23 protein-coding genes and 1 pseudogene are annotated in these 24,017 nt (G+C 69.4%); 12 read left to right on the forward strand and 12 right to left on the reverse strand.

Annotated features, from left to right (window positions below; genetic code table 11):
• The first annotated feature begins 188 nt into the window (after positions 1-188).
• Together AC1DW3_RS15860 and AC1DW3_RS15865 are read left to right on the forward strand one after the other, a co-directional pair.
• Entirely contained in the window at positions 189-1,916 is a 1,728-nt protein-coding gene (locus AC1DW3_RS15860; RefSeq protein WP_477932568.1) for a DUF1800 domain-containing protein, read from the forward strand.
• Between the two features lie 10 nt (positions 1,917-1,926).
• Complete coding sequence (locus AC1DW3_RS15865; RefSeq protein WP_477932570.1) at positions 1,927-3,336, forward strand: DUF1501 domain-containing protein; 1,410 nt, start codon at positions 1,927-1,929, stop codon at positions 3,334-3,336.
• Between the two features lie 4 nt (positions 3,337-3,340).
• Here the strand turns inward: AC1DW3_RS15865 and AC1DW3_RS15870 are convergent, their stop codons facing one another.
• On the reverse strand, positions 3,341-4,210 hold the full coding sequence (locus tag AC1DW3_RS15870; RefSeq protein ID WP_477932572.1) for an SDR family oxidoreductase: 870 nt from the start codon (positions 4,208-4,210) through the stop codon (positions 3,341-3,343).
• 115 nt (positions 4,211-4,325) lie between these two features.
• Here AC1DW3_RS15870 and AC1DW3_RS15875 point away from each other — a divergent pair, with 115 nt between their 5' ends.
• Positions 4,326-5,204 carry a LysR family transcriptional regulator gene (locus AC1DW3_RS15875; protein WP_477932609.1) on the forward strand — a complete coding sequence of 293 codons (879 nt, stop codon included), beginning with the start codon at positions 4,326-4,328 and terminating at the stop codon, positions 5,202-5,204.
• Here the strand turns inward: AC1DW3_RS15875 and AC1DW3_RS15880 are convergent.
• A complete protein-coding gene (locus AC1DW3_RS15880; RefSeq protein ID WP_477932574.1) occupies positions 5,201-6,607 on the reverse strand; it encodes a M28 family metallopeptidase in 1,407 nt (468 codons plus the stop codon). The genes AC1DW3_RS15875 and AC1DW3_RS15880 overlap by 4 nt on opposite strands.
• A gap of 329 nt (positions 6,608-6,936) precedes the next feature.
• On the opposite strand from AC1DW3_RS15880, the gene fusA reads away from it, so the two are divergent.
• On the forward strand, positions 6,937-8,994 hold the full coding sequence (gene fusA / locus AC1DW3_RS15885) for an elongation factor G (protein ID WP_477932576.1): 2,058 nt from the start codon (positions 6,937-6,939) through the stop codon (positions 8,992-8,994).
• 6 nt (positions 8,995-9,000) lie between these two features.
• Here the strand turns inward: fusA and AC1DW3_RS15890 are convergent, their stop codons facing one another.
• Positions 9,001-9,432: a nuclear transport factor 2 family protein gene (locus AC1DW3_RS15890; protein ID WP_477932578.1), complete on the reverse strand. Its 432-nt coding sequence runs from the start codon at positions 9,430-9,432 to the stop codon at positions 9,001-9,003.
• A 147-nt stretch (positions 9,433-9,579) separates the two neighbouring features.
• Between AC1DW3_RS15890 and AC1DW3_RS15895 the strand changes: the two genes are divergently transcribed.
• The 4 genes from AC1DW3_RS15895 (at position 9,580) to AC1DW3_RS15910 (ending at position 12,010) form a co-directional block, all read left to right on the forward strand.
• The gene (locus tag AC1DW3_RS15895; protein WP_477932580.1) at positions 9,580-10,149 is read left to right on the forward strand and encodes a hypothetical protein; all 570 of its coding nucleotides are present in this window, start codon (positions 9,580-9,582) and stop codon (positions 10,147-10,149) included.
• Between the two features lie 288 nt (positions 10,150-10,437).
• Positions 10,438-10,629, forward strand: a complete 192-nt coding sequence (locus AC1DW3_RS15900; protein ID WP_477932582.1) for a hypothetical protein — start codon at positions 10,438-10,440, stop codon at positions 10,627-10,629.
• 65 nt (positions 10,630-10,694) lie between these two features.
• Complete coding sequence (locus AC1DW3_RS15905; protein ID WP_477932583.1) at positions 10,695-10,931, forward strand: hypothetical protein; 237 nt, start codon at positions 10,695-10,697, stop codon at positions 10,929-10,931.
• A gap of 236 nt (positions 10,932-11,167) precedes the next feature.
• Complete coding sequence (locus AC1DW3_RS15910; protein ID WP_477932585.1) at positions 11,168-12,010, forward strand: HDOD domain-containing protein; 843 nt, start codon at positions 11,168-11,170, stop codon at positions 12,008-12,010.
• Here AC1DW3_RS15910 and AC1DW3_RS15915 read toward each other — a convergent pair.
• Genes AC1DW3_RS15915 through AC1DW3_RS15925 form a run of 3 tightly spaced genes read right to left on the reverse strand, consistent with a single transcriptional unit; the run spans position 11,995 to position 13,759 of the window.
• On the reverse strand, positions 11,995-12,639 hold the full coding sequence (locus AC1DW3_RS15915) for a PEP-CTERM sorting domain-containing protein (protein ID WP_477932587.1): 645 nt from the start codon (positions 12,637-12,639) through the stop codon (positions 11,995-11,997). The two genes, AC1DW3_RS15910 and AC1DW3_RS15915, sit on opposite strands and share 16 nt — an antisense overlap.
• Before the next feature lie 55 nt (positions 12,640-12,694).
• Complete coding sequence (locus AC1DW3_RS15920; protein ID WP_477932589.1) at positions 12,695-13,231, reverse strand: RNA polymerase sigma factor; 537 nt, start codon at positions 13,229-13,231, stop codon at positions 12,695-12,697.
• 45 nt (positions 13,232-13,276) lie between these two features.
• A complete protein-coding gene (locus AC1DW3_RS15925) occupies positions 13,277-13,759 on the reverse strand; it encodes an Lrp/AsnC family transcriptional regulator (protein ID WP_477932591.1) in 483 nt (160 codons plus the stop codon).
• 119 nt (positions 13,760-13,878) lie between these two features.
• On the opposite strand from AC1DW3_RS15925, the gene hppD reads away from it, so the two are divergent.
• Positions 13,879-15,018 carry a 4-hydroxyphenylpyruvate dioxygenase gene (gene hppD / locus AC1DW3_RS15930; RefSeq protein ID WP_477932593.1) on the forward strand — a complete coding sequence of 380 codons (1,140 nt, stop codon included), beginning with the start codon at positions 13,879-13,881 and terminating at the stop codon, positions 15,016-15,018.
• A gap of 42 nt (positions 15,019-15,060) precedes the next feature.
• On the opposite strand, the gene AC1DW3_RS15935 is transcribed toward hppD, so the two are convergent.
• Positions 15,061-15,897, reverse strand: a complete 837-nt coding sequence (locus tag AC1DW3_RS15935; RefSeq protein ID WP_477932595.1) for an esterase/lipase family protein — start codon at positions 15,895-15,897, stop codon at positions 15,061-15,063.
• Between the two features lie 35 nt (positions 15,898-15,932).
• Here AC1DW3_RS15935 and AC1DW3_RS15940 point away from each other — a divergent pair, with 35 nt between their 5' ends.
• Entirely contained in the window at positions 15,933-16,634 is a 702-nt protein-coding gene (locus tag AC1DW3_RS15940; RefSeq protein ID WP_477932597.1) for a DUF8198 family protein, read from the forward strand.
• Positions 16,635-16,698: 64 nt separating this feature from the next.
• Entirely contained in the window at positions 16,699-18,432 is a 1,734-nt protein-coding gene (locus AC1DW3_RS15945) for a long-chain-fatty-acid--CoA ligase (RefSeq protein WP_477932599.1), read from the forward strand.
• A gap of 24 nt (positions 18,433-18,456) precedes the next feature.
• On the opposite strand, the gene AC1DW3_RS15950 is transcribed toward AC1DW3_RS15945, so the two are convergent.
• The 4 genes from AC1DW3_RS15950 to purE are packed head-to-tail and all read right to left on the reverse strand — an operon-like array spanning position 18,457 to position 22,054.
• On the reverse strand, positions 18,457-19,404 hold the full coding sequence (locus AC1DW3_RS15950) for an SGNH/GDSL hydrolase family protein (RefSeq protein WP_477932601.1): 948 nt from the start codon (positions 19,402-19,404) through the stop codon (positions 18,457-18,459).
• 36 nt (positions 19,405-19,440) lie between these two features.
• Entirely contained in the window at positions 19,441-20,427 is a 987-nt protein-coding gene (locus AC1DW3_RS15955) for an L-threonylcarbamoyladenylate synthase (protein WP_477932603.1), read from the reverse strand.
• Positions 20,427-21,590, reverse strand: a complete 1,164-nt coding sequence (locus AC1DW3_RS15960) for a 5-(carboxyamino)imidazole ribonucleotide synthase (protein WP_477932605.1) — start codon at positions 21,588-21,590, stop codon at positions 20,427-20,429. Before AC1DW3_RS15960 ends, AC1DW3_RS15955 begins: the two co-directional genes overlap by 1 nt.
• Positions 21,590-22,054, reverse strand: coding sequence for a 5-(carboxyamino)imidazole ribonucleotide mutase (gene purE, locus AC1DW3_RS15965; RefSeq protein ID WP_477932611.1), 465 nt, complete (start codon positions 22,052-22,054; stop codon positions 21,590-21,592). Before purE ends, AC1DW3_RS15960 begins: the two co-directional genes overlap by 1 nt.
• Before the next feature lie 112 nt (positions 22,055-22,166).
• Here purE and AC1DW3_RS15970 point away from each other — a divergent pair, with 112 nt between their 5' ends.
• Positions 22,167-23,117 (forward strand): tetratricopeptide repeat protein, encoded by a 951-nt coding sequence (locus tag AC1DW3_RS15970; protein WP_477932607.1) that lies wholly within the window; start codon positions 22,167-22,169, stop codon positions 23,115-23,117.
• 14 nt (positions 23,118-23,131) lie between these two features.
• Here the strand turns inward: AC1DW3_RS15970 and AC1DW3_RS15975 are convergent.
• Positions 23,132-24,017, reverse strand: a pseudogene (locus AC1DW3_RS15975) (hypothetical protein); the annotation flags it as partial.

A 24,017-nucleotide genomic window follows, 5' to 3' on the forward strand; every position in this document is an offset into this window, starting at 1 on the left:
GGGCGTGCCCGATGTCACGCGCCGGCCAGGTTCAAGCGGCGTCTTGTTGCCATTGGTAAGCGGGCCGCCTAAGGGCAACCTCAAGTTACCGCGATAAGCCCTGAGCGGCCATCATGCGCGGCCCCTCACCCTCGCGACCGACGACGATGCGCCCGCCTGCTCCTCCCTTCGCTCGCCCCAGCAGCGTCATGTCCGCCGGCGCGTGGGTCATTTCATTCACGCTGGCCTTGGCCGGCTGCGGCGGCGGGGGTGGTGGTGGCAGCAACAGCAGCCCCGCCAGCGCCGACCCCACGCCCGCCGCCGCCGCCGTGCCGCCGATGACGCAGCGCGACGCGGTGCGCCTGGCCTCGCAGGCGAGCTTCGGCGCGACCGAGGGCATGGTCACGCAGATGCGCACGCAAAGCGCCGCGGCCTGGGTGCAGGCCCAGCAGCAGTTGCCGCAGGCCTCGCGCTACACCTCGGGCGGCACGAGCGCCGTCCACACCGACACGACCGGCGCCGGCTTCTGCGACCAGGCCGCCAACAAGGGCGACAACTGCTGGCGCGACGCCTTCTCCAGCCAGCCGCTGCTGTGGGACTTCTACCGCAATGCCGTCAACCAGCCCGACCAGCTGCGCCAGCGCGTCGCCTTCGCGCTGCAGCAGATCGTCGTCGTCAGCAACTTCGAGGTGGAAGGCACCTACGGCCTGCGCCGCTACCAGAACGCGCTGCTGGAGAACGCCTTCGGCAGCTACCGCGACGTGCTGCGCCAGGTGGCGCTGAGCCCGGTGATGGGCGACTACCTGAATGGCGTCAACAACGACAAGACCGCGCCCAACGAGAACTTCCCGCGCGAGCTGCTGCAGCTCTTCTCGCTGGGCACCTGCCTGCTGGAGGCCGACGGCAGCCTCAAGGGCGGGCGTTGCCAGCCCACCTACGACAACGCCACCGTCCGCAACTACGCCTATGCGCTGACCGGCTGGACCTACCCCGCCGGCGGCAAGTCCAAGTGGGGCTGCTCGCCCAAGGGCGCCAACTGCCAGTTCTACGACGGCGAGATGGCGCCGCTGCCGGGCCTGCACGACAGCGCCGAGCGTGCGCTGCTGGCCGGCGGCAAGAAGGCCGCCGGCAGCACGCCCGCCCAGGCGCTGGACGCCGTGCTGGACAGCCTGCTGGCCCACCCCAACATGCCGCCCTTCATCGGCCGCCAACTCATCCAGGCCCTGGTGCGCTCCAACCCGACGCCCGCCTACGTGGGCCGCGTGGCCGCGGCCTTTCAGAGCGGCACGTTCAGCAAGGACGGCCTCAGCTTCGGCACGGGCAAGGCGGGCGACCTGGCCGCCACCGTGGCCGCCGTGCTGCTGGACACCGAAGCCCGCGGCGATGCTGCCCCTGGGGCCCGCGGCGGCCGGCTGCGCGAGCCGGTGCTGATGATGGCCGGCGTGCTGCGCGCGCTGAACGGCCAGACCGACGGCGACGCCCTGGGCTGGTGGTGGGGCGAGACGCTGCGCCAGCATGTCTTCCGCTCGCCGTCGGTCTTCAACTTCTACCCACCCGACTACCCGGTCCCCGGCACCCAGCTGGGCGGCGGCGCCTTCGGCATTCACAACGCCAATACGTCGCTGGAAAGGCTGAACTACCTGACCTATCTGCTGAACTGGGGCGGCTCCCAGCCCTCTGCCACGGTGCCCAAGGCCACCGGCACGCAGGTCACGCTGGACGCCTTCGACGCCGACGCGGCCGATGCTGGCAAGCTCGTCGACCGGCTGTCGCTGCTCGCCCACGGCGAGGTGCTGCCCTCGGCGCCGCGCGCCAAGGTGCTGGAGGCCGTGTCCTGGTGGACGGACAAGACCGACGCCAAGACCTGGCAGCGCAACCGCGTGAGGACGGCGGCCTACCTCGTCTTCGCCGCGCCGCAATACCAACTCGTCCGCTGAGGGTCGCACCATGCACCACCACCCCACCCCCAGCCGCCGCCGTCTGCTCGCCGGTGCCCTCGGCCTTGGCACGCTGGGCGCCTTGGCGCCCCTGCGCGTGGCGTGCGCGGCCGACTTCAAGGCCCTGGTCTGCGTCTTTCTGTATGGCGGCAACGACGGCATGAACACCGTCGTGCCGATGGACGCCACCCGCCATGCCGACTACGCCAGGGTGCGCGCCGGCCTGGCCCTGCCGCTGGCCAGCCTGGGCCGCCTGGGCAACAGCGACTTCGGCCTGCACCCCGCGCTGGCCGCGCTGAACCCGCTGTTCGCGGCCGGCAGACTGGCCGTGCAGTTCAACGTCGGCCCGCTCTACGCACCGCTGACCAAGGCCCAGTACCGCGCCGACGCCGGCAAGACAGTGCTGACACCGCCCAGCCTGTTCTCGCACAGCGACCAGCAGGTGCTGTGGGAAAGTGCCAGCACCGACGCCCAGAGCCGCACTGGCTGGGGTGGCCGCGCTTCGGCGGCGCTGGGCCTGGCCAGCCCCGTCATCAGCGTGGGCGGCAATGGCCACTTCGGCCTGTCGGAACTCGCCGCGCCACTGGTGCTGCCCGGCCCGGGCGACGGCTTTGGCGCCGCCGGCCTGGCAGCGGCCGACGTGAGCTGGAAACCCAATGCGCTCAAGCTCGACGCCATGAAGGCGCTGGCTGAGCAGTCGGCCGACACCGACCTCGCCGGTGCTTTCCAGAAGCAGCAGATCGACGCCTTTGCGCTGTCCGAACAGCTCGGTGCTCTGGTCCAGCGCAAACCCGGCGAGGCGGGCAGCAACATCGCCATCGACACCGCCTTTGCACCCCTGATCGCCAACGGCAACGTCAGCACCGGCATCGGTAAACAGCTCTACCAGGCCGCCAAGCTGCTGGACGTGCGCGCCACGCTGGGCGGCAACCGGCAGATCTATTTCGCCCAGCTCGGCGGCTTCGACACGCATGGCGAGCAGGTCGCCGGCGACGCGACGGCGGGGCATCACGCAGGCCTGCTCAAGCAGCTCGGCGATGCCCTCGCCTGCTTCCAGGCCGCGCTGAAGGCACTGGGCCTGGCCGAGGCCGTCACCACCTTCACGCAAAGCGACTTCGGCCGCACTTTCAAGCCCAACAGCAGCAGCGGCACCGACCACGCCTGGGGCAACCACCACCTCGTGCTGGGCGGGGCCGTGAGGGGCGGCTTCTATGGCAGCTACCCGACGCTGGCCGTCGGTGGGCCGGACGACGCCAGCATGAACAGCTGGGACGAGCAGGGCCGCTGGATTCCCACCAGCTCGGTCGACCAGTACGCCGCGACGCTGCTGGGCTGGCTGGGCGCGAGCGCCGGGCAGTTGGACGCGGTGCTGCCCAACCTGGCCAACTTCGGCAGCGCGCGCACGCTCGGCTTCGTCTGATGGCTCAGCCCGCCTGCACGCGTTCGGCCACGAACGCCTGGTAGGTTCGCAGCGGACGCCCCAGCAACTGCACCAGCTTTTCGGCCGCGCCGTCCGCGCCGATCTGGCCCAGCCGCTGGATGCCGCTCATCATCAGCCGCAGGTCGTAGGCCATCCAGCCCGGCGCGTTCTGTGCCAGTTGCGCCTCGAAGGCCTGCACGTCGTCACCGGCGTAATGGATGTCGCGGCCCAGCGCCTGGCTCCAGACGGCCGCCGCAGCGGGGCCGTTGATCACGTCGGGGCCGACCACTTCCAGCAGCAGGCGTGGCAGCGGCTGCGGCGCGCGGTCGCGGCGCAGCAGCTCGGCCACGGCGATGTCGGCGATGTCGCGCGCGTCCACCATCGCGCAGCCTTTTGAACCGATGGGCATGGGGAACACGCCATAGCCCTCGATGACCGGCTGCACCTGCACGTCGTTCTGCATGAAGTAGGCGGGGCGCAGGATGGTCGCCGGCAGGTCCAGTTTTTCGATCATGCGTTCCACCGTGTGCTTGCCGGTGAAGTGCGGCACATCGACGTAGAGGTCCGCGTTGATGACCGACAGGTAGACGATGCGCTGGATGCCCGCTTCGCGGGCGACGTTCAGCGCCTGCAGGGATTGCGTCACTTCGTCGGCGGCGAGCGCGTTCAGTAGGAACAGCGTGCGGATGCCTGACATCGCCTGGCGCATGGAGGCCACGTCGGCCAGGTCGGCGACGACGCCCTTGACGCCCGCGGGCAGGGACAGCGTGCCGGTCTGGCGAACCAGGGCGGTGACGTCCGCGCCCTGGCGGGCGAGACCTTGGACGACGAGGGAACCGATGGTGCCGGTGGCGCCGATGACGAGGATGCTCATTTGAAAACTCCGTGGTCTGAAGGTTGTGTCGGAAGGGACGGAACGAAAGATAGGCCGTTGCAATCCATAAACACAGGCACCAAAATCAAGACTCACTGTCTTGAATTCAAAACACATGGACCTGAACGCGCTGGTGGACTTCAACCTCGTGGCCACCCACGGTGGCTTTGGGCGGGCGAGCCGGGCCAGCCGGCGCTCCAAGGCGACGCTGTCACGCCGCGTGGCGGACCTCGAGGATCAGCTGGGCGTGCGGCTCATAGAGCGCAGCGCCAAGGGGCTGGAACTCACCGAGGCGGGGCAGCAGCTGTTGGCGCGCACGGAGGGACCCATGCATGAGGTGGTCGACGCCTTCAGTTCGGCGCGCGAAGGCTCGGCCAAGGTCGCTGGGCGGCTGCGCATTGCCGCGCCCATCCTGTTTTCGCAACTCGCGATGGGCCGGCTGGCGGCCGACTTCCGGCGCCTCTACCCCGACGTCACCCTCGACGTGGTGGCCGACGACCGCGTGGTCGACCTGGTGGAAGAGCAGTTCGACGTGGCCATCCGCCCCAACCCGCGGCCGGACACCGCGCTGGTCGGGCGTTGCTTTGCGCTGGACAGGCTGGTGGTCGTCGCCGCGCCCTCGATCGCCATGCCTGGGCCCAGCCCCACGCCCGTGCGGGTCGCTGCGGTCGTCAGCGCCTTGCTCGACGGCGCCACCTGGGCCCTCGACGACGGCCGCCTCACGGTCGAGCCCGACCCTGTGCTGCGCTTGTCGTCGATGCTGATGATCCGGGACGCTGCCATCGCCGGCGCCGGCGTCACGCGGGTGCCGCAGTCCATCGTCTGGCGGCAGCTTGCCAGCGGAGAACTCGTGCTGTGGGGCGCCGTGGCCGGCCCTGCGGTGGAGTTGTGGGTGCTGCACACCTCGCGGCGCCTGGCCAGCCCGAAGGTGAAGGCCTTCGTCGAGTTCATGGGGTCGCGCTACCCCGGCGGTTCGCTGGTGCTGAGTGGCTAGCGCCGCGGCAAAGGAAAGCTCGCCAGGCTGGCGTAGCCCTTCTTCGATACCGCCTGCACGCCGAAGACGACGTTGTCCTTGGACACCGGCAGCGTCACGCGCGTGGCCTTGCCCACGTCCTTGAACTGCTGCCAGGCGGCTGAATCGGTATCGCGCCAGACGATGCGGTAGCCAGCCACCTCGGGGTCATCACTGGCCTGCCATTCCAGCGTCGAATCGTTGGTCAGCTCACGGGCATCGAGCCTGACACCCTTGAGCGGCGCAGGCGCCCAGGCCAGCGTCGCCAGGCCGGCCAGGTTGGCCCGCGTCACATCGGCCACATAGGGGAAGTCGACGAATTCGGGCAGGTCGCCATAGACGATGCCGTTCTCGGTCCTGGGGTTCTGGTGCTGGTGGGCGAAGTTCTCGAAGGGCTCGCTGATGCGCACGGCCGCATAGCCGCGTTCGAGGAAGGGGATGTGATCGCCGCCGCGCAGATAGCGGTCGCGGCGCTGGATGAGTTGGACCGTGAAGCCGGGCATGGCCGCTTCGGCGGCCGCCTTGAGGTGGCGGCCGAGCTGGTGGGTGGGCAGGTCCTCGTTGCCACCGGCCTGCAGCAGCGGCAGCAGCTCGGCCTGCATGGCGGCAATGGACTTGGCGTCGGTCTCGCTGGCTGGACGGTTGGCGTTGGCGGCGGTCAGCAGGCGCACCAGCGGGTCGAGGCCGTCGGCGAACAGGCGCAGCCGCCTCGCGTCGCGCTGGCCGGCGTCGCCGCGCGAGCTGCCGACGATGTCGTTGGTGATCATGGCCTCGACGTTGGTGCCGGCGGCGCGGGCCTCGCGGGCCCATTGCGCGGCACCGAGCAGGCCCTGCTCCTCGCCGGGCACGGTCATGAAGACGAGGGTGGCGTCGAACTGGCGCCGCGCCATCACGCAGGCCAGCTCCATGACCGTGGCCGTGCCGGACGCGTCGTCGTTGGCACCCGGGGCTTCGCCGAGGGCGTCCATGACATCGCTGTTGCGCGAGTCGTAGTGGCCGCTGACGACGAGGACGCGGCTCTTGCTCGCGCCGCGGCCGGGCAGCGTCGCGACGACGTTGACCAGCTCGGTGGGCTGGTTGACGCGGTTGCCGGCCGGCTCGATGAAGCTCTGCTCCTCCACCTGCAGCCGCCCGCCGGCCAGTTTGGAACAGGTCGACAGCTCGGCCGTGATCCAGCGCCGCGCGGCGCCGATGCCGCGGCTGTCGGAGGCGATGTCGGACAGGGTGTGGCGCGTGCCGAAGCTCACCAGCTTGCGGATGCGCGCCTCGATGCGCGCCGGGCTGACCTCGGCCAGCATGGCCTGGAGATCGTCGGCCGGCAGGGTCTGGGCCTGGGCGGAGGCGGCGAGCAGGGCGAGGGCGAGTGTGGCGAGTCGGGCTTGCATGCAAACGATTCTGCCCTTGCCGGGTTGGCCGGCTTCTTCTACTCTGGCGGGGCCTGTGAACCCCTCTGGGGTCGGATGCGTTGCCACTCAAAAGTCCGCGAGCAAGGCGTGAGGTGAAGCCGGGGTAGGCCCCGGCGAGGCCGAGCAACGCCGCGCGCGGACTTTTGAGTGACAACCCTTCGGGAGAGGATCTGCGCGGGCGCATGGTGTTGTTGCGCGCCTGGCCTGGGCATAAGCCCAGACGGCGCCGCGCGCCTAGCCCTGCACCCGCGCAGATCCTCTCGCACCGATCCCAGAGGGGTTCGCAGGCCCCACACCGAGGAGGTGCTATGAGTGCTTCAAGCCTGGATTCACGAGTGAGCGCTATCCGAACGGTCGCGCTGGTGGGGCCCGCGTCCGCCGGCAAGACCTTGCTGCTGGACGCGCTGCTGGCCCATGCCGGCGCCATCCCACAGGCCGGCAGCATCGAGCGCGGCAGCACGGTGAGCGACCACGACCCGCTGGAGCGGCGCCTCGGCCATTCCCTGCAGTCCAGCCTCGCCCACTTCACCCACGGCGGCATCCGCGTGCACGCCATCGACACGCCCGGTGCGCCTGACTTCGTCGGCCAGGCCCTGCCGGCGCTGGAGGCGGCGGACACGGCCATCATCGTCATCAACGCGCAGAACGGCATCGAGCTGATGGCTCAGCGCCTGCTGGGCGCCGCTGGCGAGCGCGGGCTGACGCGCCTCATCGTCGTCAACAAGATCGACTGCCCCGACACCGACCTGCCCGGGTTGCTGGCCCAGATCCGCGAGGTGTTCGGCAAGGAATGCTTGCCACTGAACTTGCCCGCCGGCGGCGCCAAGCGCGTCGCCGACTGTTTCTTCGCGGCGTCCGGGGACGCCGATTTTTCGTCCGTCGCCGAAGCGCACCGGGCCCTCGTCGAGCAGGTCGTCGAGGTCGATGCGGCCTTTGTCGACCGCTACCTGACCGATGGCGACGTCGACCCGCGCGAACTGCACGCGCCGCTGGAGCAGGCCTTGCGCGAGGGCCACCTGATCCCGGTCTGCTTCTGCTCGGCCAAGACCGGCGCCGGCATTGGCGAACTGCTGTCGGCCATCGAGGCCCTGATGCCCAACCCGGCCGAGGGCAACCCGCCGCCCTTCCTGGAAGGCAAGGGCACCGAGCCCGTGCCCTACCCGGCCCGGCCCGACCCGGCCGGCCATGTGCTGGCCCATATCTTCAAGATCGTCGCCGACCCCTATCTCGGCAAGATGGGCGTCATGCGCGTGCACCAGGGCCGCGTCGCCAAGGGCGGCCTGCTCTTTGTCGGCCATGCGCGCAAGCCCATCCGCGTCGGGCACCTCTTCATGCTGCAGGGCGCCAAGCATGTCGACATCGACGAGGCCCTGCCGGGTGACCTCTGCGCCGTCGCCAAGGTGGACGACCTGGCCTTTGACGCCGTGCTGCACGACGCCCAGGAGGACGAACACATCCATCTGAAGCCGCTGGACTTCCCGACGCCGGTGCATGGCCTGGCCATCAGCCCCGCGCGGCGCGGCGATGAGCAGAAGCTCTGGGAGGTGCTGGCCCGCCTGGTGGACGAAGACCCCTGCCTGCGCATCGAGCAGGCCGGCGAAACCCACCAGACCCTGGTCTACGGCCTGGGCGAACTGCATCTGCGCCTGCTGCTGGAGCGCCTGCGCGAGCTCTACAAGGGCGATGTGCTCACCGAGCCGCCGCGCATCGCCTACCGCGAGACCATCTCGGCCCCGGCCGAAGGCCATTACCGCCACAAGAAGCAGAGCGGCGGCGCGGGCCAGTTCGGCGAGGTCTATCTGCGCGTCGAACCGCTGGAGCGCGGCGCGGGCTTCGAGTTCGTCGACGCGGTCAAGGGCGGCACCATCCCGGGCCAGTTCATGCCGGCCGTCGAGAAGGGCGTGCGCTCGGCCCTGGCCAGCGGCGTCATTGCCGGCTACCCCCTGGTGGACCTGCGCGTCGTCGTCTACGACGGCAAGCACCACTCGGTGGACAGCAAGGAAATCGCCTTCGTCACGGCCGGCCGCCGTGCGCTGATCGAGGCCGTGCGCGAGGCCCGGCCATTGATCCTGGAGCCCATCGTGCAAGTCGAGATCACCGCGCCCGAGCACGGCATCGGCGACATCACCGGCGACCTGGCCTCACGCCGCGGCCAGGTCAACGGCACGCGCGCCGCCGTGCCGGGCAGCCTCATCGTGCAGGGCCTGGCGCCGCTGGCGGAACTCGCCAGCTACCAGACGCGGCTGAACGCGATCACTGCGGGCGAAGGGCGCTACACGCTGCTGCTGTCGCACTACGAGGCGGTGCCGCCCAACACCCAGACTGCCCTGGTCGGCGCCTACAAGGCGCACGACGAGAGCGACTGAGCGGCGTCAGTGCTTGGCCTTGGCGGCCGGCTTCTTGGCCGCCGGCTTGGCCTTGGCGTCGACCGCGGTCTCGGTGTGCATCACGCACAGCCATTCGCCGTCCTTGCGCAGCCAGACGGACGAGTCGGCCATCTCCTGCTCGATCTCCTGCGACTTGCCGCGCGGCGCCAGCGTCTGTTTGGCGTGGTAGGTCAGCACGGCGGTGTCGTCGTTGGGGTACATGACCTGCATGTCGCTGAGCTTGAACGACTTGATGACCATGCTGCCCTTCTCGGCCATCTCGCGGTACTGGTCGTGGTCGAACTGCATGGCGCCATGCGAGCTGACCATCATGGACGGCTCGGCCAGCATTCCCAGGGCGGTGTCGGTGTCTTCGTCCACCATGGACTGCCAGAACTTCTTTTCCAGCGCGATGAGGGTGCTGTCTGCGGGGTGCATGCCAATCTCCTTTGACGGCCTAAAACCTCACTATGGGCGCCACCGGGCGTGCCCGCAGTAGGAGTCGCCAGCCCCGCCCGGTCGGAGCCGTCCTACGGCTCGGGTGGCGCAGAAGTGAAGGTGAAGATCCATTTATCATTGCGGTCCATGCCCAGCGCCCCCCGCGACGTCGCGCAGATCCGATTGGACAACGCGATGCGGCTGTTCGAAGAGTTCGTCAGCGCCACCGTCAAACATGCCGATGCGGCCACCTTGCGTGGCCTGGAGCGGCGCTTTGCCGAACGGCTGCAGATCCAGCCCAGCTACTGGAGCCAGATCAAGGGCCGCTCGCGCCAGATCGGCGAACGCCTGGCGCGCCAGTTCGAGCAGCTCTGCCACAAGCCGCCGGGCTGGATGGATCTGGAACACGGGGCATCGGCCCCTGTGGCGTCGCTCGCCATGCCTGCACCTGTCGCGTCTGCAGAGGCGGACTCGCCCAGCCTGCCGAAGGATGACGACGAGCGCTTCATCATCGGCCTGGTGCTGACCTACTACCGCCGCCACCCGCAGCGTGCCCGCACGCGGCTGCTGGACCTGCTCGGCGAAGTGCTCACGCCCACCGCCACGCCGGCACCCGCGCCGGTGGCCAAACCCGCCGCGCCCAGCCCGCAGGCCGAGCTGGACGAATGGCGCAGGCTGCAGGCCGGCATCGCCCCGCTCAAGCCCAAAAAGCGCTGATCCTCGGACGCATCCGTCATTGGACGGTGGGGACTACTCACGTTAGGGGTGTTGGATAAAAACCGCTTGCGCAAGAGCAACGTTTGTTTATCATTTGCGCAAGTTGTGGCGTGTTGCAGTTCTCCCGCCACAGCGAGGTCGCACACCCAAGCCCCCTGACCGCCCGGCCCGCTTGCCTCGAGCGCCAAGCCCCGGGCATCCCAAACCTTTCACGCAAACGCTGGCGCCACCCCGGGCCGAGCCGCTGCATTGCCCGCCGCCCACGCGCGGCCCCAACCGGAGCACGCCATGCCCCAGTTCACCTCTCCCCGTCCCCTGCAGATCAAGGCGCTCAAACCGCGCAATCCGCTGGTGGCACCGGCCATGAAACGCCAGGCCGGCGCCCACCGCAGCGCCCACGACGCCCATGCCCAGCGCCAGCAGGCCCGCCTCGAATTGCGACGCCTGCTGCGCGACAGATTCCCCGACGACAGCCCCTGACAACAGCGCACCGTCAGCTCCCTCATCCATCTCATGAGGGCCGGCTTGGTGCCAAGGAGACCCTCATGAGATTGATCGAGTTGAGCGGCCCCGACGCCGCCGAAACCCACGCCGCCTGGGCCCGCCGCTGGACCCGCGTCAAGCGCGCCGCCCGCGCGATCCGGCTGGTGTTCTCGCCGGCCTACCGCCGCCGGCGCGCCCGCAACCACCTGGAGTTCTATGCCGAAGCCGGCGCGCCCGAAGGGGCGCTCTACGTCGACGGCAAGCTGACTGCCCAGCTGGAAGGCGTGCGCAGGCTGTAGGAAAGGCGCCCCTCGTTCGCTCTTGCTCCGGCTGAACGCCGGCAAGTGCGAACGGTCCCCCGAGGGGACGCCGATGCTTGCCGTATTGACCGGCAAGCACATCGCCAGCCGGGCCGGCTTGGGAGCGGCCCTGCGCTCGCCCCGAAATAGTGGTGCCGTCAAAGCTGAAATGGTTGGCAAAACGGGGCCGCTTCTGACGAGCAGGCGGCCCCGCCCGGGCCTAGCATCGGGACAACATGGCCGAACGTCTGCGCCTGACCGCCCCATTGCCCAGCCTGGATGCCTGGGTGGACGCTTTTGCGCGGGCGGAGATCCCCGTGCTGGCCGAGACGGCCGAGTCGCTGGAGCACATGCGCGCGACCGAGGACGACGTCGATGCTCACGGCCTGGGCGAGATGATCGCCGCCGACCCGCTGATGACGCTCAAGGTACTGGCGCATGCCAGCGAGCTCAAGCGCAGCCACAGCTTCGGCCTGCAGGCGGCCCCCGAGACGGTGACCGCCGCCATCGTGCTGATGGGCATCACCCCCTTTTTCCGCGACTTCGGCCCGCAGCCGACGCTGGAGATGGTTCTCGCCGACAACGACGAGGCCCTGCTCGGCCTGTCACGCGTGATGCAGCGCGCCGAGCGCGCCTCACGTTTCGCGCTGGGCTTTGCCGCCCACCGCGCCGATCCCGACGCCGCCGTCATCCACAGCGCTGCGCTGCTGCACGACTTTGYCGAAATGCTGCTGTGGGTGCATGCGCCCGAGCTGGCGCTGAAGATTGCCGCGCTGCAGGAAGCTGACCGGCATCTGCGCAGCACGGCCGCGCAACGCCAGGTGCTGGGCCTCGAACTGGCCGATCTCGAGCAGGCCTTGATGCGGCGCTGGCGCCTGCCGGAGCTGCTGACGCGCATCACCAGCGAAAAGGACGGCCGCGACCCGCAGATCCGCTGCGTGCACCTGGCCGTGCGCCTGGCGCGGCACACGGCGCGAGGCTGGGATGACGCCGGTGTGCCGGACGACCTGCACGACATCGCCGAGTTGCTCAACCTCAGCGAAGCCCACGCGCTAAAGCTGCTTCACGAATTCGACTGACGCCGACGACGGCTCAGGAAAGCGACCAACCCCAAACCACCCAGGAGCAACGCAGTGCTCGTCGGCTCCGGCACCGGCGTGGCCGTGAAGTTGGCGTTGTTGGGCGCGAAGTCCGAGATGGCGGCATTGCCGGCGAAGGCGCCGTCGCGCGGCCACAGGTTGAAGGTGTAGTCCAGCTTGTTGAAGCCCGTGCTCGGCAGCAGGCTGCCGCTGACCGTGCCGGTGATGACATTGCCGCTGATGGTGACCGAGCCCGCAGGCAGGTTGCCGGCGCCGCCCACCGAGCCCGTGCCGTTGGGGCGCAGGATGACGACGCGGTCGAAGCGCACGCCGTTGATGCCCAGGCTCGCAAAACCGGCCGTGCCCGCGCCGCGGTTGACGCCCCACACATAGAAGCCCGCCGCCGTGCTGCCGGGCGCCCCGTCCAGCGTCGCCGTCAGCGTGAAGACGTCGGTACCCGGGTTGTAGAAGACGCTGGCGGACAGCACGTCCAGGTCATGGCTGCTGCTGCTGCCCGCGAATGTGGCGAGAAAGTCGCCCTGCCGGTCGGTGATGCCGTCCAGCGCATGGCTGGCCAGGGGCAGGCCGAGCAGGGCCGCAGCCAGGAGGGTCGTAACGGGAATGCGCATGCTGACTCCAGAAAGATTCGTTGAAGGGCCCGCGTGGCCCGCCTTGCGTGGACGCTCAGAACGAGGCTCTATTCCCCGCCCCCCTAGAAGTCCGGTCGCCCGACACCAGCCCGCGCAGCCTCTCGCGGCCACGCGACAGCCGCGACATCACGGTGCCGATGGGGATGTGCAGCGCCTGGGCGATCTCGGCGTAGGCCATGCCTTCCAGTGCGACGAGCAACAGCACCTCGCGCTGCTCGTCCGGCAGGGCGGCCAGCGCCTTGTACAGGTCGCGCAGGGCCAGGCGTTCGGCCTGCGTCGCCGCGACGGAAACCTCGGGGACGTGACCGTCGTCCAGCTCGACGACGTCCAGGCGGCCGCGTCGCAGCGCGTCGACATGCAGGTTGTGCATGATGCTGAACAGCCAGGTGCGCATGTCGCCCACGCCCTGCCAGAGGCCGGCACGCGACCAGGCGCGCTCCAGCGTGTCCTGCACGAGGTCATCGGCATCCTCGCGATTGCGGCGCAGCACCCGCGCGTAGCGGCGCAATCGGGGCAGCCAGCCCAGCATGGCGCCGGCGTCGGGCGACGAGGGGGATTGCAGGCTGGCCATGGCCGGTGAATACCGGCCGGCCCTTCAGCGGTTCAATTCAACGGCTCACACCGGCACAGCAGTCGTGTTCTTCAGCCTTTCCAGCACGAAGCTGGTCTTGCAGTCCTGCACGCTGGGGTGCATCAGCAGCGTGTCGCTGATGAAGCGGGCGTAGTGCTGCATGTCCTGCACCAGCACGCGCAGCAGATAGTCCATCTCGCCCGTCAGCGCTGCGCATTCGACGACCTCGGGCCAGGTCTGCACGGCGGCGCGGAAGAGATCGCGCGGGTTGCGCAGCGGGTTGTCGGTCTGCTTCTCCAGCCTGACATTGATATAGGCCGTCAGGCCCAGGCCGATGCGCTCCGGCGCCACCAGGGCGACATAGGAGGCGATGACACCCGCCTCCTCCAGCCGGCGCACGCGGCGCAGCACCGCGGAGGACGACAGGCCGGCTTCGGCGGCCAGCGCGTCATAGATAAGGCGGCCGTCGGCCTGCAGCGCGCGCAGGATGCGGCGGTCGATGGCGTCGAGCTCGATGGGTGCGTCCATTGTATTATTTTTGCAGCTTTACTGCGCCATAACAACTTATGGCGCCTCAAATTGCATGAAATCTGCGCGCATCGCGCCGCAGAATTTCCACCTTCAACGCACTCTCGACGGGGCAACGCATGGCCAAGTTCACTCCCTGGGACAACCCCATGGGCACCGACGGTTTCGAGTTCATCGAGTTCGCCGCGCCGGACCCGGCCGGCCTGGGCGCGTTGTTCGAGACCATGGGCTTCAAGGCCGTTGCCAAGCACCGCCACAAGAGCGTGACGCTGTATCGCCAGGGCGGCGTCAACTTCATCATCAACGCCGAGACCGACTCCTTCGCGCAGCGCTTCGCCCGCCTGCACGGCCCGTCGATCTGCGCCATCGCCTTCCGCGTCGACAACGCCGCCCACGCCTACAACCGCGCCCTCGAGTTGGGCGCCTGGGGCTTCGACAACAAGGCCGGCCCGATGGAGCTGAACATCCCGGCCATCAAGGGCATCGGCGACTCGCTGATCTATTTCGTCGACCGCTGGCAGGGCAAGCACGGCGCCAAGGCCGGCGCCATCGGCAACATCTCGATCTATGACGTGGACTTCGTGCCGCTGCTGGACGCCCAGGGCCAACCGGTCGACCCGAATCCGGCCGGCCACGGCCTGACCGAGATCGACCACCTGACGCACAACGTCTTCCGCGGCCGCATGAAGGAGTGGTCGGAGTTCTACGAGCGCTTCTTCAACTTCCGCGAGGTGCGCTACTTCGACATCGAGGGCAAGTTGACCGGCCTGAAGAGCAAGGCCATGACCAGCCCCTGCGGCAAGATCCGCATCCCGATCAACGAGAGCTCGGACGACAAGAGCCAGATCGCCGAATACCTGGACCTGTACCACGGCGAGGGCATCCAGCACGTGGCGCTCGGCACGACCGACATCTACAAGTCGGTCGAAGGCATGAAGGGCACGGGCGTGGCCTTCCAGGACACCATCGAGACCTATTTCGACCTCATCGACAAGCGCCTGCCGGGCCATGGCGAGAACGTCGACGAACTGCGCCGCCTGCGCATCCTCATCGACGGCGCCACCCACCTGGGCGTGGACAACGAGCTGCTGCTGCAGATCTTCACCAAGGAAGTGATCGGCCCGATCTTCTTCGAGCTGATCCAGCGCAAGGGCAACGAAGGCTTCGGCGAGGGCAACTTCAAGGCCCTGTTCGAGAGCATCGAGCTCGATCAGATCCGCCGCGGCGTGCTGACCGACACCGAAGCCAAGGCCGTCTGAGATAGCCCCTCGCCCAGCGCTCGGCCCGAAAGCCTGGAATGCCTAGGCCAGCAACGCCTCCTGGACAAGGTTCCAGGCCTCGTCCGAGTGCACGAGGCCCATATGGCCCACGCCGTCCAGCCGGTGCGCCCGCGCGCCGGCCAGGATGGCCCGCTCCGCCGGGTTGACGATCTGGTCGCAGGGCGTCCAGAAGCAGTCGACGTCGGGCAGCCCGGGCAGGGCCGCCAGCCAGGCATTGCCCAGGCGCATCTGCCGGGTGTTGATGCCCAGACCCAGCGCCGCCATGCGCGTGCCCTGGTGGGGCGAGCCCAAGGTGATGACGTGCGGCGCCTCATGGCCCGCGCCGTACTGGCGCCACCAGGCTCGCAGCGCCAGGCCGCCCATGCTGTGGGCGCAGAGGATGGGCATGCGCCCGGTGTGCGCCTTGAGCCGCTGCACGCCGGCCTCGATCTCATCGGCATAGGCGTCGATGCTGCCGAAGGCCGGCTCCAGCGACGGCGCGACAAAGGCCACGCCCTGCTCGCGCAGCCGCTCCATCCAGCCGTTCCAGCGCCCGCGGTTGCAGGAGAAGCCGTGCACCAGCAGCACGCCGCGCCCGGCGCCCGCCGGCAGGTGGTCGGGCTCGGCCCATTCCCGCCAGGGCTGGCGCCAGGAGAAGGCCAGCTCGCTGGCGATCACTTCCCTGGCCCAGGCCCGCAGCAGCTGGCTCCAGGTTGGGGCCGGCCGGTTGACCCAGCGCAGCTGCAGGAAGCCACCGGCCAGGATGGCCGCATGCAGGCCCAGCGTCAGCACGCCCCAGGCCCAGCCAAAGCGCCAGCCGACCGCCAGCGCCACGGCCAGCCTCAGCAGCACCCAGATCCTTTGCAGTCGTCCATTCATCGCCCGAGTGTAGGAAGGCAGAATTCCGCCGACCCATGGACCATCTCAGTGCCGAATCCCTGCTGAAGGAGCTGCGCGCCGTCGACGCCGAACGCGCCCGCCGTGCCACCGACCCCGAGCTCGAAGCCCGCGTCCAGGCCCTGAAGACCTACCAGCAGCGCCGCTTCGCCGCCAGCTACGCCGACCTGCTGGCCAACCCGCGCTACGAAGCCGCCACGCGCTTCTTCCTGCACGAGCTCTACGGCCCCGACGACTACCGCCAGCGCGACGCCCAGTTCGCCCGCGTCATCCCGACGCTGACCCGCCTCTTTCCCGAGGAGGTCGTCGACACCGTCGCCAGGCTGGCGCGCCTGCATGCCCTGTCCGAGCGCCTGGACACACGCATGGCCGAGCATCTGCTGTCGCCAGAGATCACGGCCCATGACTACGGCATCGCCTGGCGGGCCTGCGGCGAGCCGGCCTCGCGCCAGCAGCAGATCGAGCTGACGATGGCGGTCGGCGAGGCGCTGGACAAGCTCACGCGCAAGCCCCTGCTGCGCCAGACGCTGAAGCTGATGCGCGGCCCGGCGCAGATGGCCGGCCTGGGCGCGCTGCAGAGTTTTCTCGAAAGCGGCTTCGACACCTTCCGCGCGATGCGTGGCGCGGGCGAGTTCCTGTCCACTGTGCGACACCGCGAGGACACACTCGCACGCGCTTTGTTTCGTGCCGATGCCTCTGCGTTAGGGCAACTCCCCTAGCTTGATGTAACCGGCCGTCCCAACATCATCGGCTTCACCCAGCGCACGCCAGAAGGGCCCGCCGATGACCGCCGTACTTGCCGAAGTCACCGAAGTGACATCCCGCGCCAAGCCCTGGCTGGCCAGCTATCCGGCCGGCGTGCCGGCGCAGATCGACACCCGCGTCTACGGCTCGCTGGTGGACCTGCTCAACGAGGCCTTCCGCAAGCACGCCCAGCGCGACGCCGCCATCTGCATGGGCCAGCGCATGCGCTTCAGCGAGGTCGACCAGCTGTCCACGCAGCTCGGCGCCTGGCTGCAGGCCCAGGGGCTGAAGCAGGGCGACCGCGTCGCCATCATGATGCCCAACCTGCTGCAGTACGGCGTGGCCATCGCGGCCATCCTGCGCGCGGGCTTCGTCGTCGTGAACGTGAACCCGCTGTACACGCCACGCGAGCTGGAGCACCAGCTCAAGGACTCGGGCGCGCGCGCCATCGTCGTGCTGGAGAACTTCGCGCACACGCTGTCCGAGGTCATCAACGCGACCGACGTGAAGCATGTCGTGCTCGCCTCCATGGGCGACCTGTTGAACTGGTGGAAGGGCCCGCTGATCAACTTCGCGGTGCGCCACCTGAAGAAGATGGTGCCGGAGTTCCGCTTGGCCCAAGGCGACGGCCGCACCGTCGTGCGCTTCAACGAGGCGCTGCGCCACGGCGAGCGCCTGTCGCTGAAGAAGGCCGAGCTCGGCCCCGACGACGTCGCCTTCCTGCAGTACACCGGCGGCACGACCGGCGTGTCCAAGGGCGCCACCCTGCTGCATCGCAACATCGTCGCCAACATCCTGCAGGTCGAGGCCTGGTTCCAGCCCATGCTGGCCAAGCTGCCCGACCAGAACATGCAGTTCACCAATGTCTGTGCGCTGCCGCTGTATCACATCTTCGCGTTGACGGCCTGCTTCATGCTCGGCGCGCGCATGGGTCACCTCAACATCCTCGTGCCCAACCCGCGCGACATCCCCGGCTTCATCGACACGCTGCGCGGCCACAAGATCCACATCTTCCCGGCCGTCAACACGCTGTTCAATGCGCTGGCCGCCGACCCGAGCTTCTCGCGCCTGGACTTCTCCGAGCTCGTCATCTCCAACGGCGGCGGCATGGCCGTGCAGCAGGCCACGGCCGAGAAATGGCTCAAGGTCACGGGCTGCCCGGTCGTCGAAGGCTATGGCCTGTCCGAGACCTCGCCGGCCGCCACCATCAACCCGCTGGACCAGCGCGCCTTCAACGGCAGCATCGGCCTGCCGGTGCCGTCCACCGAGATCGCCATCCGCGACGACGACGGCAACGATCTGCCCATCGGCGAGCGCGGCGAGATCTGCATCCGCGGCCCGCAGGTCATGGCCGGCTACTGGAAGCGCCCCGACGAGACCGCCAACGTCATGTGCGCCGACGGCTTCTTCAAGACCGGCGACATCGGCATCATGGATACGCGCGGCTATGTGCGCATCGTCGACCGCAAGAAGGACATGATCCTGGTCAGCGGCTTCAATGTGTACCCGACCGAGATCGAGCAGGTCGTCAACATGCACCCCGGCGTGCTGGAGTGCGCCGCCATCGGCGTGCCGGACGCCAAGTCCGGCGAGGCCGTCAAGCTCTTCGTCGTCAAGAGCGACCCAGCCCTGGCCGAGGAAGACCTGGCCAGCTATTGCACGGCGCAGATGACGGCCTACAAGCGGCCCAAGTTCATCGAGTTCCGCGACGAGCTGCCCAAGAGCAACGTCGGCAAGATCCTGCGCCGCGAGCTGCGCACCACGACGGCCTGAGGCGGCCGCCGCGCGCGGCGGGCTTCAGAACGGGTTGTTTTTCGCGCGGCCCAGGAAACTGGAGCCCAGGTCGGCCTGCGCCTTCGGGCCCAGCAGCGTGTCGCCGGCCCACATCCACTGCGTCGCATTGGCGTCGGTCACCAGCGTATCGATCGTGCAGTCCTGCGCCGCGACGTCGGTGCGGCAGGCCGCATCCGTCACGTTGACGAAACCGGCGATGCTGGGGAAGCGGACGCGCTGCTGGACGTACTCGTCAAGCAGCACCAGGCCAACCAGGCGACCGTCGTTCAGCAGGTTCAGGCGCATGGTCGTGTTGAAGGCCGCGCTCAGGTCATTCAGGAAGATGGCGCGGTCGATGTCGGTCTGCTGCTGCCTTTCCTTCTGGCCGAAGGGCGTGACGCCGACGTCGAAGATGGTGCTCACCACCACACGGCCGTTCGCGTTGGCGATGCGGTTGACCTGGTCGGCCAACAGCTTGCCACGGGCCTTGGCCTCGTTGATCAGCGAGTCACGGCTCTGCTGCGGGAACTGGCGGTAGAGCTCGACGATGTCGTTGACGCCGACCATGATGGCCACGATGTCCTTGGGCCCGAAGCGGTCGTTGGACAGGTGCTGGTCGATCTTGTCGCGCACGTCGGCCACTTTCTGGCCCGCCGCCGCGTACATGATGCCCTGGGGCAGCGCGACGAAGTCGGTGTTGCACTGCGGGTAGACGAAGCTGAAGCCGGCGGCCAGGATCTGGCTCCAGATCGGGCTCTGCTTGCAGTCCACCAGCTTGGTGTCGGCGTTCAGGCCGTTGATCGTGTACTTCTTGCCGCTTTGCAGGATGGTGCCCATCTCGTCGCCGAAGGCGATGACGCGGGTGGGCGCAAAGGGGTCGATCTGCTGCGTGCTGCCGCCGCCGCAGCCGGCGATCAGCGCGGCCGCCGCAATCGTGGCCAAGGCCAGGCCGCGCTTCAATTTCTGGGACACAACACGTTGCATGACGATCAACTCAGGGACAAAAACTCAATCAGTGAAGGCGGCAGCGGCCCGGCTGAGCCGGTCCCGCACGCCATCCCAGGCGGGGTCGCGCGGTGGCGCTTCGACCCAGATCTCGCGGGCGCCGGCCGCATCCAGGGCCCGCAGCACCGCAAACAGTTCGTGGGCCGCTGCCGCCGGGTCGGCCGGCAGGGCCTGCCAACGCCAGGCTGGCAACTGGGCGCGTGAATATACCGCCACCCCTTCCAGGCCCCCGCTGGCGGCCGCTGTGGCCAAACGTAAAGCCAGGGCCTCGGCATCCAGCAGGCGCACATGGGCGCTCGGCGCGTAGTGGGCTGCCAGCGTGCCCGAGGCCTTGGGCGCGGTGGCGTCCGGTTCGGCCAGCGTCTGGCCCAGGGCCGCCTCGATGCGAGGGCGGCTGAGCAGGCCGGGGCGCAGCAGGGTCGGCGTGGCGCGGCTGCAGTCGACGATGCTGGACTCGATGCCGACCTCGCAGGCGCCACCATCGAGCACCATCAGGCCGGGGCCGAATTCCTCGGCGACATGTCTGGCCAGCGTCGGGCTGACCCGGCCGAAACGGTTGGCGCTGGGTGCGGCCACGCCCTCGACGCCCAGTTCGCGCGCCGCCGCCAGCACGGCGCGGGCGACCGGGTGGGCCGGCGAGCGCAGTGCCACCGTGGCATGGCCCCCGGCCGCGGCCTCGGCCATGCCGGCCTTGCGCGGCACGATGACGGTCAGCGGACCGGGCCAGAAGGCCTCCATCAGCCGGCGCGCCGAGGCGGGCAGGTGGTCGGCAAAGGGCTCGGCACCGGCGACGTCCAGCACATGGACGATCAGCGGGTGGTCGCTCGGCCGGCCCTTGGCGGCAAAGATCTTGGCCACGGCCGCGTCGCGGTCGGCTCGCGCGGCCAGGCCATAGACCGTCTCGGTCGGCAGGCCCAGCAGCTCGCCGTCGGCCAGGCGGCGCGCGGCGGCCTGCACGGCTTCGGGGTCGTGACCGGGAAGGACCAGCATCAGAAGTCGGTCGGCAGACCCAGCATGGCGGCGGCCTGCAGGGCCACGTCGTGCGCCGCCGCGGGCGAGTCGGCCGTGATGTTCAGATGGCCCATCTTGCGGCCGTGGCGCGCCTCGGCCTTGCCGTAGAGATGCAGATGCGTGCCGGGCAGGGCCAGCACCCGCTCCCAGGCCGGCGGCGTCGGGCCGCCATCCTCGTTGAACCACAGGTCGCCCAGCAGGTTGAGCATGACGCTGGCCGAATGCTGACGCGGCTCGGGCAGCGGCAGGCCGGCCAGCGCCCTCACCTGCAGCTCGAACTGCGACACGTCGGCACCGTTCATCGTCCAGTGGCCGGAGTTGTGCGGCCGCGGCGCCATCTCGTTGACGACCAGGCGGCCATCCTGCAGCCAGAAGAACTCAACGCACAGCACGCCGACGTAGTCCAGCGCGGCGGCCACCTGGCGGGCCGCGGCGACGGCGAGCTTGTCCACCTCGGCCGGCACGTCGGGCGCCGGCACCTCGGTGACGGCCAGGATGCCGCCGCGGTGCAGGTTCTGCTGCACGGGGAAGTTGACGATCTGGCCGTCCGCGCCGCGCGCCACCAGCACGCTCAGCTCGAGCTTCAGCGGCAGCAACTGCTCCAGCACGCAGGGCACGCGCTTGAGCCCTTCCCAGGCCTGGGCCAGCTCGGCCGCGGTCGCGACGCGTACCTGGCCCTTGCCGTCATAGCCCATGCGGCTGGTCTTCAGGATGCCGGGCAGCAGGGCGGGGTCGACGGCCGCCAGCTCGATCTCATTGCTGATGACGGCATGCGGCGCACAGGGCACGCCGGCCGCCTCGAAATGCGCCTTCTCGATGGCGCGGTCCTGGCAGACGGCGACGGCCGCCGCGGCGGGCGCCACGATGCGCATGCCGGCCAGCGTGTCCAGCGCCAGGGCCGGCACGTTCTCGAACTCGGTCGTGATGGCGTCGCAGTCGCGCGCCAGTTGGGCCAGGCCGAAGGAGTCCAGGTAGTCGGCCTTGATGTGCTTGTCGGCCACGGCACCGGCGGGGCTGATGGCGTCCGGGTCCAGCACGATGCAGCGGTAGCCCAGGGCCTGGGCCGCGTGCACGAACATGCGGCCGAGCTGGCCGCCGCCGAGGACGCCAAGCGTCGCGGCACCGGGGAGCAAAGCAGTCATCAGCGCAGTTCCTCGCTCATCGCGCAGGCGACTGCTGTCTGTTTGGTGCGAAAGGCATTCAGCTTGTCCAGCAGCGCGGCGTTGCCGGTCGCCAGCATCGCCACCGCGAACAGCGCCGCATTGGCCGCGCCGGCATTGCCGATGGCAAAGGTCGCGACCGGGATGCCCTTGGGCATCTGCACGATGGAGTGCAGGGAATCGACGCCCTGCAGATGGCGGCTGGCGACCGGCACGCCCAGCACCGGCACTGTCGTCTTGGCGGCCAGCATGCCCGGCAGATGGGCGGCACCGCCGGCGCCGGCGATGATGGCCTTGAGCCCCCGGCCGGATGCGGCCTCGGCATAGGCGAACATCTCGTCGGGCATGCGGTGGGCGGAGACCACCTTCGCCTCAAAGCCGACACCGAACTCGGTCAGAATCTCGGCTGCCAGCTTCATCGTTTCCCAGTCACTGCTGGAGCCCATGACGATGCCGATGACGGCATCCGGGTTCGTGGGGGCTGAGATAGGCAAATCGCGCTCCGGGGCTCAGGAAAGCCTTGAATTGTAGAAGCCGAGGCTCCACCTCCCTCCCGCCATGATCGACATCACCCTCCAGAACTTCGAAGCCGAACTCATCAATGCCTCCCAGACCCAGCCCGTGCTGCTGGACATCTGGGCGCCCTGGTGCGGCCCCTGCCGCACCCTCGGCCCCATCCTGGAGAAGCTGGAAACCGCCTATGCCGGCCGCTTCACGCTGGCCAAGCTGAACAGTGACGAGGTGCCCGAGATCGCCACCCAGCTCAGCCAGATGTTCGGCGTGCGCTCCATCCCCTTCTGCGTGATGTTCGCCGGCGGCCAGCCGGTGGACGGCTTCGTCGGCGCCCTGCCCGAGGCCCAGATCCGCGAATTCCTGGACAAGCATGTGCCGGCCGGCGAGGAGCTCGAGGCCGAGGCCGACCTGGCCGAAGCGGAAGGATTGATGGCCGAAGGTGACCTGGAGGCGGCCCTGGCCAAGCTGGCCCACGCCGTGCAGACCGACCCGGGCAATGACACTGCCCGTTTCGACTACGTGAAGGCTCTGCTGGAGCTCGGCCTGCTGGGCGACGCACAGGCGGCCTTCGCCCCGGTGGCCGCCAAGGCCGCCGACACGCTGACGCCTTCCCCGCGCCTCGCCGCGCTGGCCACCTGGCTGAGCGCCTTCGAAGCCGCCGCCGGTGCCGACCCGGCCGCGCTGCAGGGATCAATAGCCACCAACAAGCGCGACTTCGACGCCCGCTTCTCGCTGGCCCAAGTCCACCTCGCCGGCCAGCGCTTCACCGAAGCCATGGACGAGCTGCTGGAAATCATCATGCGCGACAAGGCCTGGAACGGCGAAGCCGCGCGCAAGACCTATGTGGCCATCCTGGAGCTGCTGGCCAAGCCGGCACCCAAGCCGGCCGCCGAGGCCAAGAGCGGCACGCTGGAACTGGCCGGCAAGGCGGCCGTCGTGCACAGCGACCCGCTCATCGACAGTTACCGCCGCAAGTTGTCGATGGCGCTGTTCTGATCAGCGGCGCCCGATCAGGGCACGCCGCTGTTGCCGCGATTGCCGCGGATGTCACGCAGCCTGACGCATTCCGGGTCGTTGTGATAGATCGGCTTTTCACACTGCCGGTCGATGCACCAGGCACGCGCGAACAGCACCCGGCCGCCGCAGGCCTCGTTGGCGGTGCGGGGCTCGCTGGACGGAGCGGGCGTGGACGCGGGCGGCGGCGCCGCCTTGCTCGACGGGACGGCCGGGCTGGGCGCCGCCGGCTCGGGCGCCGCGAACACCGGGCTGCGCGGCACCACCGGGCGGAAGTCGCCTGCCTTCTCGGTCGTCATGGGCCTGGACGTCGCGTCACGGCGCGTCGGCGCCGAGGCGGGCGTTGACGCCGGACGGGTGTTCACACCGGTCGCGGCCGAGGCCGGCGCGGGCTTGACAGGCGCTGCCACCACCGGCGCGGGTGCCGGCGCCGATGCCGGCACAGGCTGAGGAGGCGGCGCACTGGCCACCGCGGCCTGGGGTTCGGGCTGGGGCTGCTGCACGGGCGCAGGCGCGGGTGCCGGCGCCGGTGCCGCCACGGACGCGGCCGGTTCAGCCGGCGTGAGCTCGGGCTTGGCCGGGCCGCCGCGCAGCTGCATGACGAAGAGGCCGAGCAGCAGCACGGCGCCGACGCCGCCGCCGATCATGGCTGGCATCCGCCACGCGGGCGGCTGCGACGCCACGGCCTGGGCCGGCGGCTTTGCAGCCCGCGGCGGGGGCGGCGGCGGAGGCTTGGGCGCGGACTTGCGCAGCGGCACGACGACGGTGGCATCGTCGTCATCGCCCGGCAGCGGGCCCTGCACCGTGTCGGCGAACTCGAGATCCAGCGGTTCGGGCGCCGCGGGCGGTGGCGGCGCGGCCCGCGGCGGGGCGGCCTGGGGC

The organism is Roseateles sp. P2_H4, assembly GCF_056403315.1.